Origin of the sequence: uncultured Virgibacillus sp. (genome assembly GCF_947495635.1) — a bacterium.
GTDB classification, from domain to species: domain Bacteria; phylum Bacillota; class Bacilli; order Bacillales; family Amphibacillaceae; genus Virgibacillus; species Virgibacillus salarius.
In genome coordinates, this window is the sequence record NZ_CANMAB010000011.1 from 12,247 (window position 1) to 29,257 (window position 17,011).

Genomic DNA, 17,011 nt, shown 5'->3' on the forward strand with positions numbered 1-17,011 from the left:
CCATAGCATCTAGATTTAAAATAAATCCAATTGTTCTTTACCTTGGATTATTAGGGGACAATTCAGAGTCAGCATATTCTAATCCACCGGAACTACTGAGTTAATAAAGAACAAATGAAGGTAGGTATCACTTTCCATTCCTCACTAGGCTTCCTATTAAAACCTTCCTTGATCCAAACAAACACGAATGCTTTCTTCTAAAATAGCTTTCTCTTAAACCATTGTACAGAGCGATCTGTTCAAGGAAGATAAAATAAGCTCCATTAGAACAGAAAGAAACTAGGTAGAATAGCTAGAAAAACGCGAAGCTTTGACAAAAATAGAAAGCAAACATTATATCCATAAAAAATGTTTGCTTTCTAGATATTTATTTCGCTAATACAAGTGGAGAAAAAACAATATAAGATGCTACTACAATAACCAGTATTAAAATACCTACCCACTTAGAATGTTTCCAAGGAGTAATATCAACTTTGTTTTTATATTTATCAAATTGAAAGTCCTCTTGATCCGGCTTCAACTGGCTATAGAAATATAGGATACCTAAATCTAATAGGAACAAAACGCTCCAGACATATAAATAATGTACATCAGGAATCACTACCTTTGAAAGCGCATAAACAATAATGTGAAATATTAATACAACTTTCGCCCCAGTAGCAGATGTTTTTCTAGAAAAGAAACCAACTAGAATGATAGCTAAAAGTGGCATACTGTATAATCCATTGAACTCTTGGATTACTGCATATAATCCCTGTGGGAAAAGTGAAATAAAAGGTGCTATCAAAACAACTATTATCCCAATTACAACCGTTAGAATTCTTCCTGCTTTTGCTATTTGATGGTTTGTTGCCTGCTTATTAATAACCGGCTTGTAGAAGTCTAAACTGAATAAAGTAACAGTAGCATTTAGCGCCCCTACAAAAGAGCTAATAATTGCTCCAAATATTACTGCCCCAAAAAATCCGGCAGCCCAATTAGGTAACACTTCTGCTACTAATGCAGGATAAGCAAGGTCCATTTGCATTCCTTCACCAAACATATTGTAAGCTAAAATACCAGGAATAACTAAGAATAACATGCCTGTAATTTTAAAGAAACCAACGAACATTGCCCCTTTTTGTGCTTCCTTTAAGTTTTTAGCTGCAAGTGCTTTTTGCACAATCATTTGGTTTGTACACCAGAAATACAAATTATTAAATAGCATTCCTAAAAATAAAGTTGGCCATGGTACGATAGATGAATCTAGAGCTCCCCATGCATTTAGTTTTTCAGGGGAACTATTTAAAAATATATCTAAACCACGGAAAAAGCTATTTTCCCCTAAAGCAATAACTGCTAAAACTGCAATTGTCAATCCGCCAAGAAGGAGACCAATTCCATACAGCGTATCACTATGTGCTATAAGTGAAAGTCCCCCTACAAACAGATACGTAACACCTACCAAGCCAATAACTGTAGAAATAATGACAACTGCAGTTATGTTACTAACACCAAGATGCTCTTCAATCCCAAACAAATCATTAAAAATTAATGCACCGGAATATAATACAACTGGCATAAAACTTACTACATAAGTAACTATAAAGAGGATGGAAACTATTCTTTTTGTAAACGTATCATAGCGAATCTCAATAAAATCTGAAATCGTATTTACACCATATTTAAAATATTTCGGCAAGAAAACCCAAGCTAGCATAACAATGGCTACAGAAGCTGTTACCTCCCATGCCATAACTTCCATACCAGCTACATAACTTTGACCATTTTGACCTACTAATTGTTCAGTAGAAAGATTTGTCATAATAATAGTCATACCAACAGTTGTTCCGACGAGAGAACGGCCACCTAGAAAATACCCCTCTGAATCTTTTTTATCTATGCTTCTACTGCGATAATAAGCATATAAGTAAATGAACGCCAATACTAACACAAAACTAAAAATACTAAATAGATTCAACTCTTTCCCCCCTAACAAATGATTTATTCAGATATTTCTTAATATTTAACGTCTACTAATTTATTTTCATTGAACGATTTTTGACAGGCTAAAGCCACTTCTGTTCCTCGTAATCCATCAAGACTTGTTACTTCCGGTGACTTATTTTCACGAATACAACGTACAAAATCTTTTATTTCATTCTCATATGCTCGCGCAAATCGCTCAGGAAAATGTTGTGAGGACGGGCGAACTGTACCATGCTCGTTAAATACTGTCACTTTATTCTTTTCAGGTGCTGCGGCAACTCGAATCATTCCCTTAGTCCCAATGATTTCTGTCTCTACATGGTACCCATGTGAAGCGGTACGACCCGCCACAAGTAAAGCGGTTACATTATTCTCTAATTTCATAGTCACCGTTCCCATATCTAACTCATTCACTTCACTCAATTCAGGAGCAGCTTTATTATTACCGGTAGCCCAAACGGTTGAAATTTCCGAATTAGTTAACCATCTAATTACATCAATATCATGAACACTCATATCTAGAAATAACCCACCACTAGGACTCTTTTTTGCAAAGTTTACAAAACTATCTAATTCTTGAATTGGGTCAATACTATATGAACGAATTAGTGAGATATCTCCAATTCCTCCATTATCTATCAATTCTTTAGCGTATAAATAGTCTTCGTCATACCTTCTCATAAACCCTAAATGAAAAATACGATCATGTTTCTCAATAACTTTAATCGTATTTTTAATATCTTCTACATCTAAACCAATTGGCTTCTCACAAAATATATGTAAATTTTTTGCTAATGCTAATCTTATATGTTCTGTATGGAATCCAGACGGGGTTACAATACAAACTGCATCTAATTCTGGATTTTCCAGCATATCCTCATAGCTTGTGTAAGTATAAGGAACCTTATATTTCTCTTTCACTTTTTTGTTTATTTTCTCATCTAGATTAGAGATTGCTGTTAATTCTATTCCTTTCATGTTATATATATTTTCTGCATGAATTAAACCCAACCTTCCCAATCCAGCTACACCTATTTTAAGCGTTTCCATTTTATTTCCTCCTATAATAATTTTAGTTAAATGTTATTATTAGTTATATCTTTGTTATATATTAGTACAACATGTAATAATTAGTCAAGTATTAGTTAAATATTGGTCAATTATTTGTTATTTTTTGTGATATAATTGAATTATAGTAGAATTACTTTCATACTATACAAATTACCTTCCATAAAAGAACCTGAGATAAAACACAACTTCTTTACTCAAAACACGAATAATCATGTTATCACGCCGCACCGTGAAAATATACTCGCTTTCCGCGGGGCACGGCCTCAGCTAACTTGGTAAAGAAAAAACCTTTACCAAGTGGATCTTCGGACTCGTGCTGTTCCCGCAGGAGTCTCGCCTATTTCAGGTGCTAAATGAATGTTTATAATCAAAAAAACGAACGATAATTAATTTTGAATAATTATCGTTCGTTTTTACTGTTTCTTCATTCTTTTATCTCAGCCTCTTTTTACATCATAAGCTTTATACTTTTTCTGCCATTTTCAAGTGAAGCTCTGCTAATTCTTGTGCCATATCACAAATTATTTGAGCATTTGTCACATGATCCATCGCATGTATTAAAAAAACATTGACATCAGCTTGCTGCTCTCTAGAATTTAACTGAAGTAGCTCCGTTTGTTTATTATGGGCATTTATCAAATGCTTTTTTGCATAAGAAATCGCCTCTTCATATCCTGTGATATCTCTTCCCTTTGCAAACTCCAATGCATTATAAGCGAATGTCTTTGCTTGTGAAGCTTCCATAATTAAAGGCATAAATACTTGCACATCAATTAACATCCTTATAACTCACTCATTTGCTCATAAATGCTGTAGATATTCATTGTATTATAGTCACTTACAGAGATTTTAACCACTTTAGCATCTGTCGATTCGATGTATTTATCAGCTACATGATGAACTTGTGGACCCAATAATACAACATCAACTTTATTCTGTTTCAGATAGTCTAACCCTTCTTCCATACTTTTGGATTGAATATCATAATCCTCCCTCTTTTCCTTAGCAAGATCCTCTAATTTTTTTACTAATAAACTCGTAGTTATCCCAGCTTCACAGACTACAATTACTTTACCCAAAATTATCACCACTCCTGTAATTTATTATTTTTATCCACACAAATCGTAAGCATACAAAACGTGATATTTTACTGTAAGAGCTTACTAATTTGTTGCCTTAAGCTAAGTCAACCTTTCACTATACACTAATATGACTGGGGTATAAAACGCTATATTGATTATGCTCACTGTGTTTAATGTATTCTATCGGTGGTTCTTGATTTGTTATTAAATAATCAATTTCACTAAAATCACAATAGGTAGTTAATGCATATTTATCAAATTTTGTATGGTCAACGAGTATAAATACTTGCTCACTTTTCTGAATCACCTTTGCTTTTACTTGTGTCTCTAAAGGCGAAGAGTTTGTTATCCCCTTATCTAAAGAGATACCGGTCGAAGCCATAAAAGCTTTATTAAAATTATACTTTTGAATTACTTCTGCACTTTCTGTTCCAACATATGACCTTGTAGATCGTTCGAAAACACCACCAGTTGAATAAATATGTAAATTCGGATATGCACTGGCATCCAATGTGAAATCTAAATTATTGGTTACAATGGTAATATTTTTATGTTTCATAAATTCTAGCATCTCTACAGTAGTTGTACCAGAATCAATAAAAATAATATCTCCCTCTTCAACAAATTCTGCTGCTAATTTAGCAAGTTGTTGTTTTTCATTAAATTGCTTTATTTTACGATCTTGATAAGGAACTGTTAAAGGTTTTGCTATTGAAACTCCACCGTATACCTTCACTAGTTTTTCTCCATCAACAAGTTCTTGTATATCTCGCCTAATTGTATTTTTTGATACATCAAATCGTTCCACTAACTCATCAAGTGATACGGACTCTTTCTCTTTCACAAATTCGAGTATGGCATTTACTCGTTGTGCTTTTAACATACTAAGTGCTCCCTTCTTTATTTTTTCATCTTCCACAATGCTAAGATAAGTTCGTGCAATCATATTCATGTTAACTATATATTAACTTTTTAATAATTTATGCACAAATCAAATCATTTTCACCAATGAATAAAACATCGTAATTCAATCCCCCTGGTATTTACTTCCTTTCCAATAAGCTTTTAATCATAGTCTTCACCATTTACTTCTATTACTACCTACTAAGTCAGCAATCCTACTTTAAACTTATTTCTTCTTATTACAAATCCGTTTACATTTATAAAGATAGTCTTATTCTACATTATATAATCCGAGAGTTCCAAGTCATATTTAATGAATCAAATGCACGAAAACTACTATACCCATAGACAACCAAACTTAAAACTTATACACATAATTTATCTAACTTTATATAAAGTTTTGGTAATATTGTTGTTAACTTTTTGTATTTTATGTGCTATAATCTTAGACAAGAAAAGAGGTGATCAACATCAAATCTAAGCGCATCGCTAAATTGGAAGAATATATTACCCATAAGCAACAAGCTTCCTACGATGAACTCGTTGATAAGTTCGCTGTTTCTAAAAATACAATTCGTAATGATGTACAAGAATTAATAAAATCTGGAAAAATCATAAAAGTCCACGGTGGTGCAGCTGTAAAAAATCCTGTACAAGAAAAATCACAAAATAATGAAGTAACAAAACCTTTAACTTCCTTCACCTACCGGAAAGAAACAAATCTAGCAGGAAAGCAACGAATTGCACAACAAGCTGCTACATATGTTCAAGAAGGTGACATTATTTTTATAGACACAGGTACAACGGTATTGGAAATGATAGAACATATTCAAGAAAAAACGATTACAATTGTCACTAATAATATTGACATTATTCTGAGAACGATTCCTTTTGAGAATCTTACCGTTTATAGTCTCGGAGGATTGCTCGATCGAAGATCTCAATCTTTCACAACCCTTCAGGCACAGGAAATTATTAAAAAATACAATATCAACAAAGCTTTTTTAGCTGCAACTGCCATTTCTATTAAAAATGGTATTACAAGTTCAATTCCTGAGGAAACAGAGTTAAAATCCTATATTGCTAAACAAATTGATCAGAAGTTTTTATTAGTTGATCACCAAAAATTTGATAAAGTCGCCCTCACTACTTATTGCGACTTAAATCAATTGGATTATCTCATTACTGATCGATTACCAAATAACAAGTATGTCGAATATTGTACGAATAATAAAGTTGAGCTAGTGACTGCAAATCCGAATAAAGGAGTAAAGAAATGCCTTTAGTAAAAATTGATTTAATAAAAGGTAAAAAGCCTGAAGAAATCAAACAGATTATGGATGTAACGCATCATGTTTTATTGAAAACGTTTCAAGTTCCTGAGGGAGATCGCTATCAAATCGTTACTCAACATGAACCATATGAAATGATACTAGAAGATACTGGATTAGGATTTAGTAGAAGTAGTAATGTACTTTTGTTTACTGTAATCAGCACGCAAAGAACCGATAAAATGAAGCAAGACTTTTATCGAATTTTGACTGACAAATTAAAGTCTGAGTGCCAGATTGATTCGAAGGATGTAATGATAACGTTTGTTACAAACGGAGCTGGAGAATGGAGCTTTGGCTTTGGAAAAGCCCAATTCTTAACAGGTGATCTCTAGAGATTTATGAAGGCGCTATCTATCTTTCAGATTACTAGTATTAGAAGTTGTTAGAATAAAGAGGAGGATATCAAATGTCTAAAAAACTAAAAAACTTTATTAACGGTGAGTGGGTCGAAAGTAAAACTGATAACTATGAAAATGTTTATAATCCAGCTACAAAAGAGGTATTAGCTCAGGTACCAATCTCTACTTCTGTAGATTTCGAAGATGCCGTACAATCCGCTCAGGCAGCTCAAGATAAATGGAAAAAGGTATCTGTAGCAAAACGCGCTCGTATCTTATTTAAATATCAAAACCTATTAGAGGAACATAAAGAAGAATTAGCTAAATTAATTACACAAGAGAATGGAAAGAGCGTTAGTGAAGCATTAGGTGAAGTTGGACGTGGTATTGAAAACGTAGAATTTGCTGCTAGTGCGCCAACCCTAATGATGGGTGATTCACTTGCAACAATCGCAACAGATGTAGAAGCTACAAACTATCGTTATCCTGTAGGGGTTGTCGGCGGGATTGCTCCATTTAACTTCCCAATGATGGTTCCATGCTGGATGTTCCCAATGGCAGTCGCTTTAGGTAACTCCTTCATCTTAAAACCATCTGAAAAGACACCTATTCTTGCAGCTAGACTTGCAGAATTATTAGATGAAGCTGGTCTTCCGAAGGGTGTATTCAGCATTGTTAATGGTGCACATGATGTGGTTAATGGTATTTTAGATCACCCTGCTGTGAAGGCAGTATCCTTCGTAGGTTCTAAGCCTGTTGGAGAATATGTATACAAACGCGGAAGTGAAAACTTAAAACGCGTTCAGGCATTAACTGGTGCGAAAAACCACTCTACTGTACTAGCAGATGCTGACTTAGACTTAGCAACTAAAGAAGTAATTAGCGCAGCATTCGGTTCAGCTGGAGAGCGTTGCATGGCTTGCGCCGTTGTAACAGTAGAAGATTCTGTTGCAGATGAATTTATCGCTAAATTAAAAGAAGCTGCTGACAACATTAAAATGGGTAATGGCCTAGATGAAGGTATCTTCTTAGGACCAGTTATTCGCGATGAGGCAAAACAACGTACACTTGGCTACATCGAAAAAGGTATTGAAGAAGGAGCTACATTAATTCGTGACGGCCGCGATGAACAACTAGAAGACGGTTACTTTGTTGGACCAACTATTTTTGACGGGGTAACTCAAGATATGTCCATCTGGAAAGATGAAATTTTTGCTCCCGTACTGTCTATTGTACGTGTGAAAAACTTAAAAGAGGCTGTTGAATTTGCTAACCAATCTGAATTTGCTAACGGTGCTTGCCTATTCACTACAAGTGCATTGTCCGTACGCTACTTCCGCGAAAACATCGATGCAGGGATGTTAGGAATCAACTTAGGTGTGCCGGCTCCAATGGCATTCTTCCCATTCTCTGGATGGAAGTCTTCCTTCTATGGTACATTGCATGCTAATGGCAAAGACAGTGTAGATTTCTATACGCGTAAGAAGGTAGTAACAGCTCGTTATCTTGAACCTGATTTTTCATAATAAGAGAATACCAGCTTTCCAGTATTAACACGAGGTTGGGGCTTGTTATCCCACTACCCCGGCCTCAGCCCATATTGAAAGGAGTCCGTTATGAGTCATTTACTAAGAAAACCTGAAAATAATAAACTAGCAGACGGCGTGACGCTTGTTCATGAAGTGACAGAGAAAAATTCCGATCTTCATTATGTCGGTTTTAAAGTTGTTGATTTAGAACCTCATACTAGCTATGATGAAAAGCTGACTAATTTAGAACTTTGCGTTGTGGCACTGACAGGAAAAATCACTGTCACAGATGGATATCAAAGCTTCTCGGAAATCGGTACGCGTGACAGTGTATTTGAACGAAAACCAACGGACAGTGTTTATATTTCCCACAATAAAACAGCTACGATTACAGCCGTTACAGAAGCTCGTGTAGCACTATGCTTTGCCCCATCCGATAAAGAGCTGCCGACAAAGCTGATTAAAGCTGAGGATAATGGGGTAGAGCATCGAGGCAAGTATCATAACAAACGTCAGGTACACAACATTTTGCCAGACTCTGACCCTTCTGCAAACAGCTTGCTTGTTGTAGAAGTATTTACAGAAACAGCTAACTGGTCAAGCTATCCCCCGCATAAGCATGATCAGGATAATCTCCCGGAAGAGTCCTTCTTGGAAGAAAGCTATTATCATGAGATGGACCCTCCACAAGGATTTGTTTTCCAACGTGTGTACACAGAGGATCGTTCTTTAGATGAAACAATGGCTGTAGAAAACGCAAATGTTGTCCTTGTTCCGAAAGGCTATCATCCAGTCGGCGTTCCAGATGGCTATGCTTCCTACTATTTAAATGTCATGGCGGGACCAGAACGTATTTGGAAATTCCATAACGAAAAAGACCACGAATGGATTATTGATAGAGATTAAAAACCAAAAGCGGAAAGCGCTTGGGGCTGGACGTGGCTATTCCAGAATGAAAATGAAATCATGCCATAGTTTAGGTTTTCTGGATTAATAGATTTTGAATCGTCCCTCCTCTTTCTATTTTTATAAAATAGGACGCGGACGGTTCCTCTATGAAAATTCACAATTTAAGGAGCGAAAATCATGTCACTTACACTTAACCAGGATAGAGAATTCGATATTATCGCGATTGGCCGTGCAGCTATTGACTTAAATGCAAACGAATACAACCGTCCAATGGAAGAAACAATGACGTTTACAAAATACGTTGGCGGCTCACCTGCTAATATAGCTATCGGCAGCTCAAAATTAGGATTAAAAGCTGGATTTATCGGAAAAATTTCACAGGATCAGCATGGCAACTTTATCAAGCAATATATGCAGGATAAAGGAATTGATACTTCCAATATCGTTTTTGATACCGATGGACATAAATCCGGACTTACGTTTACAGAAATTCTAAGTCCAGAAGAATGTAGCATCTTAATGTATCGTGATAAAGTAGCAGACCTTTATTTAGATTCTACAGAAGTAAATGAAGATTATATTAAAAAAGCAAAAATGCTTCTTGTTTCTGGCACTGCACTTGCACAAAGCCCATCTCGTGAAGCGGTATTGCAAGCCATTCAATACGCTAAAAAGAATGATGTAAAAGTCATATTTGAATTAGACTACCGACCATATACATGGAAATCAACTGAAGAAACAGCTATTTACTATTCTCTTGTTGCTGAGCAATCCGATGTCGTTATCGGTACACGTGACGAATACGATGTAATGGAAAAGCTTAATTCTACAGGTGATAACGAAAAAACGATTCATCACTTATTCCAGCATCATACTGAGCTTGTTGTTATCAAGCATGGTGTTGATGGTTCTTATGCATACGAGCCAGATGGAACAGTTCACCGCGGTCAAGCATACAAAACAAAGGTATTAAAAACATTTGGTGCCGGAGATTCCTATGCATCTGCATTCCTTTATGCGCTTATCAAAGGAAAAGACTATGAAACTGCTTTGAAATTTGGTAGTGCTTCTGCTTCTATCGTAGTCAGCAAGCATAGCTCTTCCGAAGCAATGCCGACTGTAGAAGAAATTGAACAGCTTATTCGCGAGCGTTCTTAAACTTCAAGAGAAAGGAAGGTTGAACAAATGAGTAAAAGAATCCGTCTAACAACTGCGCAAGCGCTAGTAAAATTTTTAAACCAACAATTTATTTCTATAGATGGTATTGAAACACCTTTTGTTGAAGGTATTTTCCACATTTATGGACATGGAAATGTTTTAGGTTTAGGAGAAGCTCTTGAAAATAATCCAGGTCATCTAAAAAGCTATCAAGGAAAGAATGAACAAGGGATGGCTCATGCAGCAATTGCTTTTTCCAAACAGCATCTCCGCCAAAAGATTTTTGGTGTTTCTGCATCCGCAGGTCCAGGTTCAGCGAATATGTTAACTGCGGCAGGAACTGCTTTCGCAAATAATATCCCGGTATTATTCTTACCGGCAGATACGTTTGCAACAAGACAGCCAGACCCTGTTCTACAGCAATTAGAGCATGAGCATAGTACAGATATAACCACCAACGAAGCATTCAAAGCCGTTTCAAAATATTGGGACCGTATTGATCGACCAGAACAACTAATGAGCGCGTTGTTACGAGCGTTTGAAGTATTAACTAATCCAGCAACAACCGGACCTGTAACCATTTGTTTGCCTCAAGATATTGAAGCAATGGCTTATGATTATCCGACTAGCTTTTTTAATAAACGGGTTCACTATGTAGATCGCAAATTGCCGACGCAACGGGAATTAGATGGAGCAATATCCTCCATTACTCAAAGTAAACGTCCAGTTCTATTAGTTGGTGGCGGTGCTAAGTATTCACAAGCGAGAGATGAATTAGTAGAGCTTTCCGAAAAAGCGAATATTCCAATTGTAGAAACACACGCTGGAAAATCAACCGTTGCGTTTACTCACAATAATAATCTTGGTGGAAATGGTATTTTAGGTACTTCTGCTGCGAATAAAGCGGTAATGAATGCTGATTTAATTATCGGAATCGGTACGAGGTATTCAGATTTCACGACTTCATCAAAAACATTGTTTGACTTTGATAATACAACATTTTTTAATATCAATGTAAATCGAGGACAAGCATATAAATTTGATGGTTTTCAAGTTGTAGCTGATGCCAAAGCAACACTGCAATTAATTAACAAACATATTGGTGACTATCAATCAAGCTACGCTGAAGAAATGAATGCATTAAGACTTGAGTGGGAGAAGGAACGCAATCGCTTAGCTGGAATCGAATTCAATCGAGATAATTTCACACCAGAAATTTCGGAGCATTTCAGTCAAGAGATTTTAAATGCGTATGCAGATGCTCTAAAAACGGAACTAACACAAACAGCCGCATTGATTAAAATCAACGATATAGTCGATGACGACGCAATTGTTGTATCTTCAGCAGGCTCCCTTCCAGGTGATATGCAGCGTCTTTGGAATGCTAATGTGACGAATACGTTCCATTTAGAGTATGGCTATTCTTGTATGGGTTACGAAATTGCCGGAGCTTTAGGAGCTAAATTAGCGAACCCTGACAAGGAATCGTATGCTGTTGTTGGCGATGGTAGCTTCTTAATGCTTCATTCTGAAATTGTGACAGCACTTCAATATGATAAAAAAATCAACCTTTTGCTATTCAATAATTCTGGATTTGGCTGTATCAATAATTTGCAAATGGATCACGGAAATGGAAGTACAGGAACAGAATTCCGTAATTTGCATAACGAAATCATGAATATTGATTACAGTAAAATTGGCGAGGGATATGGTTTGAAAACCTATTCTGTAAATAATTTGGAAGATTTAACTACAGCTATGGAAGACGCAAAAAAGCAAAGTATATCTACGCTAATTGAAATAAAAGTGCTGCCAAAAACAATGACAGATGGTTACGATGGCAGTTGGTGGAATGTAGGTGTAGCTGAAGTTTCAGAAAGAGAAAGCGTACAAAGAGCTTACGCAAAAACACAGCAAGTTCGCGATAATGCAAGACAATATTAATCGAAGTTGGACGTGATGATCTATGGGGAAACAGGATATTCAATGGGGAATTGCCCCAATCGGATGGCGTAATGATGATATACCTGAAATTGGTAAAGCTAACACACTATCTCACCTTTTAAGCGATATTGTTGTAGCAGGGTTTGAAGGTACCGAGGTTGGAGGCTTCTTTCCTGATGCAGAAACATTAAAAAAAGAAATTGAACTTCGTAACTTAAAAATCGCTGGTCAATGGTTTTCCAGCTTTATTGTTCGAGATGGTATCGAGAAAGCATCTGAAGCTTTTCATAAGCATTGTACCTATTTAAAAAAAGTTAATGCAGCCGTTGCTGTCGTTTCCGAGCAAACCTACAGTATTCAAGGGTTAGCACAAAATGTTTTTGCTAATAAGCCAACATTTTCAGATGAAGAATGGAAGCAGCTTACGAACGGCCTTCATGTCCTTGGTAAAATAGCAAATAGCTATGGTTTAAAGCTTGTCTATCACCATCACCTTGGAACCGTTGTCCAAACATTAGAAGAAGTGGACCGCTTAATGGAAAACACAAATCCTGCCATGGTTCACTTACTTTATGATACTGGTCATATTTATGCCTCTGATAAAGAATATATGCCATTATTAGAGAAACATATTGACCGAATTAAACATGTACATTTTAAAGATATTCGTGATAATGTCATGCAAACTAGCAAAGAAAATGGTACATCATTCCAATCCGCTTTTCTTGCTGGAATGTTTACCGTTCCAGGTGATGGCGGTATCGACTTTAAAAAAGTTTTTGATAAGCTACAAGAACATAACTACTGTGGCTGGATTGTTGTTGAAGCTGAGCAAGACCCGGAAATTGCTCATCCACTTGAATATGCAATAATGGCTCGGAAGTACATTGATGAAAACATTTTAAACTAAGTAACAACTATCGTTAAGAGGATGTTCACGTCAAGTCCATATGCTGAAGTGGACATCTGGATATAGTCTATCAAGAATTGAGGTTAAAGTATGTCGCTTGTATCATTAAAAGAACTGATGCCTGAAGCAAAGAAAAAGCACTATGCTATTGGCCAGTTTAACATAAATAATTTCCAATGGGCAGAAGCAACCCTACGTGTAGCAGAAAGAGAAAAGTCTCCCGTTATTCTAGCTTCTACGGATCGAATTGTTGATTATCTTGGCGGATTTAAATTGATTGCTACCACAACTAAAAAAATGGTTGAAGAAATGGGAATCACTGTACCTGTTGTTCTACATCTCGACCACGGACTATCTGTAGAACGCTGTATAGAAGCAGTTGACGCAGGATACAGTTCGGTAATGTACGACGGTTCAAAGTTGCCCTTGGAAGAAAACATTGCTAACACGAAAGAAGTTGTCGATTACGCCAAAAAGCAGAATGTATCTGTTGAAGCAGAAATCGGTTCTGTAGGAGGTACAGAGGACGGAATAACTTCTGGTATTAAGTATGCAGATCCCAAGGAATGCTATCAGCTTGTAGAAGAAACTGGAGTAGACTTGCTTGCAGCAGCGCTTGGATCTGTTCATGGCATATATCAAGGCGAGCCTAAATTGGCCTTTGATTTAATGCAGGAGATTTCCACAAATTTGAATATAATTCCATTAGCCCTGCATGGAGGATCTGGAATACCTTCACATCAAATTGTTAAAGCAATTGAATATGGTCATGCAAAAATCAATGTAAATACCGAATGTAATCAAGCTTGGACAAAAGCAGTACGTAAATATTTGGAACTACATCCAGATTCACATAATATCCCGGAAATCATGCAAACAGGGATGAGTGCCATTGAAAGGGTAGTAGCAGAGAAAATACATTTATTTGGTACTTCCAACAAAGCATTATAATAGAAATAAACGTTTCATAAATAACATGACTGCCTCTACATATAGACAGTTACCGACTTGGGGGAATTAATTTATGTCAAAAGTAGTTGTAGGCATCATTGGTGCCGGACGTATCGGAAAGCTGCATGCCAAAAACATTCTTCTATCCGAGCATTATCAGCTAAAAGCTATTTCAGATGTAGACACTAATCACTTAAGCGATATAGATTATTTAAAAGCAGTTCCTATTATCACAGAGAATGCGGATGATATTCTGAATGATCCGGAAATTGATGCTGTGTTTATCTGCTCAAGCACTGATACACATATTGATTTTATTACAAAAGCTGCAAGGAACCATAAACATATTTTCTGTGAAAAGCCAATCAGCTTTGATATCGAGAAAACAAAAGAGACCTTACAAGTGATTAAACAAACAGGCGTAAAATTCCAAGTAGGATTTAACCGTCGCTTCGATACACATTTCAAAAAAGCACATGATGTTGTTCGCAATGGTGACATTGGTACACCACATGTTATTAAAATCACTTCTCGTGACCCAGAAGCTCCACCAGAAGAATATATAAAACGCTCCGGAGGATTATTTATCGATATGGCAATTCACGATTTTGATATGATCTGCTACTTATCTGGACAGGATGTTAAAAATATCACAGTAAAGGCTTCTTCTCTGGTGAATGATTGTTTTTCACGTAATGATGATGTAGATACGGCAATTATTACACTTACCTTTGCAGATGATTCGCTGGGAGTTATTGATAACAGTCGCCAAGCAGTATATGGATATGATCAACGTATCGAAGTATTCGGCAACAACGGAATGGTCCAAGTTGAAAATCAGAAGCCGACAAATGTTAAAGTAAGCACAAACGCTTCTGTTACAGAAGATAAGCCAATGTATTTCTTCCTTGAGCGTTATAATAAAGGATACATCGCTGAGATTCATGATTTTGCACAATCTATTTTAGAAGATAAACCAGTTGTAGCTAAATTCGAGGATGGATTACAGGCTGAGTTATTAGCAAAGGCTGCTAAAATTTCCTGGAAGGAAAATCGCACGGTAGAATTAAGTGAGCTTCAATAAGTTTAGATACTAGATACAATACTTTCTCATGGATCGTATAAAACTCAACTATGGGAACTGAAGTAACTAGCCGCCTGTTTTACGGGCGGTTTTAATTTCGTCCTATGAGGGCACTTTACCAACGAATCCCTAAAGGGACCTTTGAATTGACCATCAACCGTTTATTCTCCTTGTTTTTAATGGATCTACATATGCTCGCTTGTTTAGATTGTCTCGAAATCGTCTCATACGTTGCCTCCTATATGCTTTCTATTCAGACCTGAGGTTTGCCTCGAGCTTCCTGCAAATTCCACGTCACCCGTGGACACCCTTGCTTTTGACTATGTACGTATCGCTACAAGGTCGAACTGGGGACTTTCAGGCCTTAGAGAGTCCGCCCATGCTGGGCAAACCAAAAACGACCCACCTATTAGGTGAATCGTCCTAGTGCTATTCAAGGAACTTCTGCATATCCTCATTTAAATAAACCCAGCCTTTCCAACCAATATGAATCGTATCACGCATAAAATGAGGGTCGTATTCATGGTCGGAATAATCGGCGTAAGTAAAGCCACTATCATTAATTTGCTTCTTTATACGAGTGTAGTATTCTTGCCGTCCTTTTTCGGGGAAGCCTGTGTAGTCATAATACGCACCATTCACAGGTATAATGACAAAAAGAGGGTCGGCATTAGCTTCCTTGAGAATATCAAGCATCAGCTGGAAATCATCATACTCAAGTGATTCTGCATAGGAATGTCCTTTATTCTTTCCTTTCATTCCCTTGATATAATGCTTCCTGTACTTATACACGTTGTCATCAATATAAAATTTGGAATGCTGTGTCCGTTTCTCGCCATAAGCATCAGCTTGTGCCTGCAGTTCTTCCCACGTCTTGTCCTTCACTTCGTTTGACTGATGCCGATTAGTTGGTTTATCCTTCAGAAGTGTGAAATACAGATCCTTTTTCTTAAGTAAGGATATATAAGCCTTTGCAGAAACTGAAAAAATATTAAACTTAACCTTTTTGTCATTCAAATAAGCATCATAAAGCTGATAAAGTATCGTGTCGTTCTTAACCGCATCATACGTTATCAGGCGTTGCATCAATTTTCGTTTCACTTGCTCGTCCACTTCCTTATTGAAAGGAAGCTGGTAGGCTTGCAGAGCGGAATAGTTGGGTGCAAAATGCTGCTCGTCTGTACCATGCTTTACAAACCATTGCGGCGATACGATGATGACCATCTGCTTGTTCTTCAATTGATCAGCATGCGTGGCAAAGTTTAAATCATGAATAATAGAGGTCATCCCGCCTTTTCCTATTAAATAAGGTGTAAAGGCAGCGGCATTCGTTTCGAAATAATTTGATGGATGGAATGGATCCCAGCGCGACAATTCGGAAGAACCATAGATTGGAACATACGTCGAATGTTTGAGCATTTCACTTTGCAAATATGTTCCTTGGAACATATTTGACTCCAGACTGGTAGCCGATTCCTCCAAACGATCCTCCGGAACTAACTTAGCAAGCCATGATACGGGTACGAGTACGCCCCCGGCAAACAGGACCAATGCAAGAATGATTGGTCCAAAAAAATACTTCTTCTTCATTATTTCAACTCATTCAGACGATCAACGATAGCATTTGGTGTATTCCATGTATCTCGATCGAACTCCGTAATCGGTACATTGATATCAAGCTGCTCCTCGAATTGAACAAGTAATTCTACTGTCGCAAATGAATCAATCAGTCCTGCGTCGAATATATCCAAATCATGCTCTTCTTTCACAACATCATCTTCACAAACTTCTGCAATAACCTGTAGTACTTTTTCTTTAAAATTCATATTC

At 36.8% G+C, this 17,011-nt stretch carries 16 protein-coding genes; 9 read left to right on the forward strand and 7 right to left on the reverse strand.

All coding sequences use genetic code 11. The features are described 5' to 3' along the window. Positions 1 to 367: 367 nt before the first annotated feature. From Q1A47_RS04200 to Q1A47_RS04220, 5 genes are all read right to left on the reverse strand, one after another. Positions 368 to 1,960: a solute:sodium symporter family transporter gene (locus Q1A47_RS04200; protein ID WP_166530270.1), complete on the reverse strand. Its 1,593-nt coding sequence runs from the start codon at positions 1,958 to 1,960 to the stop codon at positions 368 to 370. A 38-nt stretch (positions 1,961 to 1,998) separates the two neighbouring features. Then, positions 1,999 to 3,018: a Gfo/Idh/MocA family oxidoreductase gene (locus Q1A47_RS04205; protein ID WP_026682386.1), complete on the reverse strand. Its 1,020-nt coding sequence runs from the start codon at positions 3,016 to 3,018 to the stop codon at positions 1,999 to 2,001. Positions 3,019 to 3,501: 483 nt separating this feature from the next. Continuing rightward, positions 3,502 to 3,819: a PTS lactose/cellobiose transporter subunit IIA gene (locus tag Q1A47_RS04210; protein WP_166530271.1), complete on the reverse strand. Its 318-nt coding sequence runs from the start codon at positions 3,817 to 3,819 to the stop codon at positions 3,502 to 3,504. Positions 3,820 to 3,821: 2 nt separating this feature from the next. Next, on the reverse strand, positions 3,822 to 4,118 hold the full coding sequence (locus tag Q1A47_RS04215) for a PTS sugar transporter subunit IIB (protein WP_166530272.1): 297 nt from the start codon (positions 4,116 to 4,118) through the stop codon (positions 3,822 to 3,824). A 118-nt stretch (positions 4,119 to 4,236) separates the two neighbouring features. After that, entirely contained in the window at positions 4,237 to 5,004 is a 768-nt protein-coding gene (locus tag Q1A47_RS04220; RefSeq protein ID WP_166530273.1) for a DeoR/GlpR family DNA-binding transcription regulator, read from the reverse strand. A gap of 481 nt (positions 5,005 to 5,485) precedes the next feature. On the opposite strand from Q1A47_RS04220, the gene Q1A47_RS04225 reads away from it, so the two are divergent. The 9 genes from Q1A47_RS04225 (at position 5,486) to iolG (ending at position 15,181) form a co-directional block, all read left to right on the forward strand. Then, positions 5,486 to 6,310, forward strand: coding sequence for a DeoR/GlpR family DNA-binding transcription regulator (locus Q1A47_RS04225; protein ID WP_228088937.1), 825 nt, complete (start codon positions 5,486 to 5,488; stop codon positions 6,308 to 6,310). Next, positions 6,301 to 6,690 carry a tautomerase family protein gene (locus Q1A47_RS04230; protein ID WP_026682279.1) on the forward strand — a complete coding sequence of 130 codons (390 nt, stop codon included), beginning with the start codon at positions 6,301 to 6,303 and terminating at the stop codon, positions 6,688 to 6,690. Before Q1A47_RS04225 ends, Q1A47_RS04230 begins: the two co-directional genes overlap by 10 nt. Positions 6,691 to 6,764: 74 nt before the next feature. Then, entirely contained in the window at positions 6,765 to 8,222 is a 1,458-nt protein-coding gene (locus tag Q1A47_RS04235; RefSeq protein WP_166530274.1) for a CoA-acylating methylmalonate-semialdehyde dehydrogenase, read from the forward strand. A gap of 90 nt (positions 8,223 to 8,312) precedes the next feature. After that, positions 8,313 to 9,131: a 5-deoxy-glucuronate isomerase gene (gene iolB / locus Q1A47_RS04240; protein ID WP_166530275.1), complete on the forward strand. Its 819-nt coding sequence runs from the start codon at positions 8,313 to 8,315 to the stop codon at positions 9,129 to 9,131. Between the two features lie 180 nt (positions 9,132 to 9,311). Beyond that, positions 9,312 to 10,292, forward strand: coding sequence for a 5-dehydro-2-deoxygluconokinase (gene iolC / locus Q1A47_RS04245; protein WP_166530276.1), 981 nt, complete (start codon positions 9,312 to 9,314; stop codon positions 10,290 to 10,292). A 27-nt stretch (positions 10,293 to 10,319) separates the two neighbouring features. Continuing rightward, the gene (gene iolD / locus Q1A47_RS04250; protein ID WP_166530277.1) at positions 10,320 to 12,236 is read left to right on the forward strand and encodes a 3D-(3,5/4)-trihydroxycyclohexane-1,2-dione acylhydrolase (decyclizing); all 1,917 of its coding nucleotides are present in this window, start codon (positions 10,320 to 10,322) and stop codon (positions 12,234 to 12,236) included. A gap of 22 nt (positions 12,237 to 12,258) precedes the next feature. Next, positions 12,259 to 13,146 (forward strand): myo-inosose-2 dehydratase, encoded by an 888-nt coding sequence (gene iolE / locus Q1A47_RS04255; RefSeq protein WP_166530278.1) that lies wholly within the window; start codon positions 12,259 to 12,261, stop codon positions 13,144 to 13,146. A gap of 90 nt (positions 13,147 to 13,236) precedes the next feature. Further along, complete coding sequence (gene fba, locus Q1A47_RS04260; RefSeq protein WP_166530279.1) at positions 13,237 to 14,097, forward strand: class II fructose-1,6-bisphosphate aldolase; 861 nt, start codon at positions 13,237 to 13,239, stop codon at positions 14,095 to 14,097. 73 nt (positions 14,098 to 14,170) lie between these two features. Next, entirely contained in the window at positions 14,171 to 15,181 is a 1,011-nt protein-coding gene (gene iolG, locus Q1A47_RS04265) for an inositol 2-dehydrogenase (protein ID WP_166530280.1), read from the forward strand. 429 nt (positions 15,182 to 15,610) lie between these two features. Here the strand turns inward: iolG and dltD are convergent, their stop codons facing one another. Together dltD and dltC are read right to left on the reverse strand one after the other, a co-directional pair. After that, positions 15,611 to 16,771 (reverse strand): D-alanyl-lipoteichoic acid biosynthesis protein DltD, encoded by a 1,161-nt coding sequence (gene dltD / locus Q1A47_RS04270; protein WP_166530281.1) that lies wholly within the window; start codon positions 16,769 to 16,771, stop codon positions 15,611 to 15,613. Further along, positions 16,771 to 17,007 (reverse strand): D-alanine--poly(phosphoribitol) ligase subunit DltC, encoded by a 237-nt coding sequence (gene dltC, locus Q1A47_RS04275; RefSeq protein ID WP_026682562.1) that lies wholly within the window; start codon positions 17,005 to 17,007, stop codon positions 16,771 to 16,773. Before dltC ends, dltD begins: the two co-directional genes overlap by 1 nt. Positions 17,008 to 17,011 lie beyond the last annotated feature (4 nt).

What these genes read in the sequence shown, in the direction of transcription:
- dltD (WP_166530281.1), bottom strand. Translation starts at nt 16,771, where the DNA reads ATGAAGAAGAAGTATTTTTTTGGACCAATCATTCTTGCATTGGTCCTG.
- Q1A47_RS04230 (WP_026682279.1), top strand. Translation starts at nt 6,301, where the DNA reads ATGCCTTTAGTAAAAATTGATTTAATAAAAGGTAAAAAGCCTGAAGAA.
- Q1A47_RS04210 (WP_166530271.1), bottom strand. Translation starts at nt 3,819, where the DNA reads ATGTTAATTGATGTGCAAGTATTTATGCCTTTAATTATGGAAGCTTCA.
- iolD (WP_166530277.1), top strand. Translation starts at nt 10,320, where the DNA reads ATGAGTAAAAGAATCCGTCTAACAACTGCGCAAGCGCTAGTAAAATTT.
- iolG (WP_166530280.1), top strand. Translation starts at nt 14,171, where the DNA reads ATGTCAAAAGTAGTTGTAGGCATCATTGGTGCCGGACGTATCGGAAAG.
- Q1A47_RS04235 (WP_166530274.1), top strand. Translation starts at nt 6,765, where the DNA reads ATGTCTAAAAAACTAAAAAACTTTATTAACGGTGAGTGGGTCGAAAGT.
- Q1A47_RS04220 (WP_166530273.1), bottom strand. Translation starts at nt 5,004, where the DNA reads ATGTTAAAAGCACAACGAGTAAATGCCATACTCGAATTTGTGAAAGAG.
- dltC (WP_026682562.1), bottom strand. Translation starts at nt 17,007, where the DNA reads ATGAATTTTAAAGAAAAAGTACTACAGGTTATTGCAGAAGTTTGTGAA.
- fba (WP_166530279.1), top strand. Translation starts at nt 13,237, where the DNA reads ATGTCGCTTGTATCATTAAAAGAACTGATGCCTGAAGCAAAGAAAAAG.
- iolC (WP_166530276.1), top strand. Translation starts at nt 9,312, where the DNA reads ATGTCACTTACACTTAACCAGGATAGAGAATTCGATATTATCGCGATT.
- iolE (WP_166530278.1), top strand. Translation starts at nt 12,259, where the DNA reads ATGGGGAAACAGGATATTCAATGGGGAATTGCCCCAATCGGATGGCGT.
- Q1A47_RS04205 (WP_026682386.1), bottom strand. Translation starts at nt 3,018, where the DNA reads ATGGAAACGCTTAAAATAGGTGTAGCTGGATTGGGAAGGTTGGGTTTA.
- iolB (WP_166530275.1), top strand. Translation starts at nt 8,313, where the DNA reads ATGAGTCATTTACTAAGAAAACCTGAAAATAATAAACTAGCAGACGGC.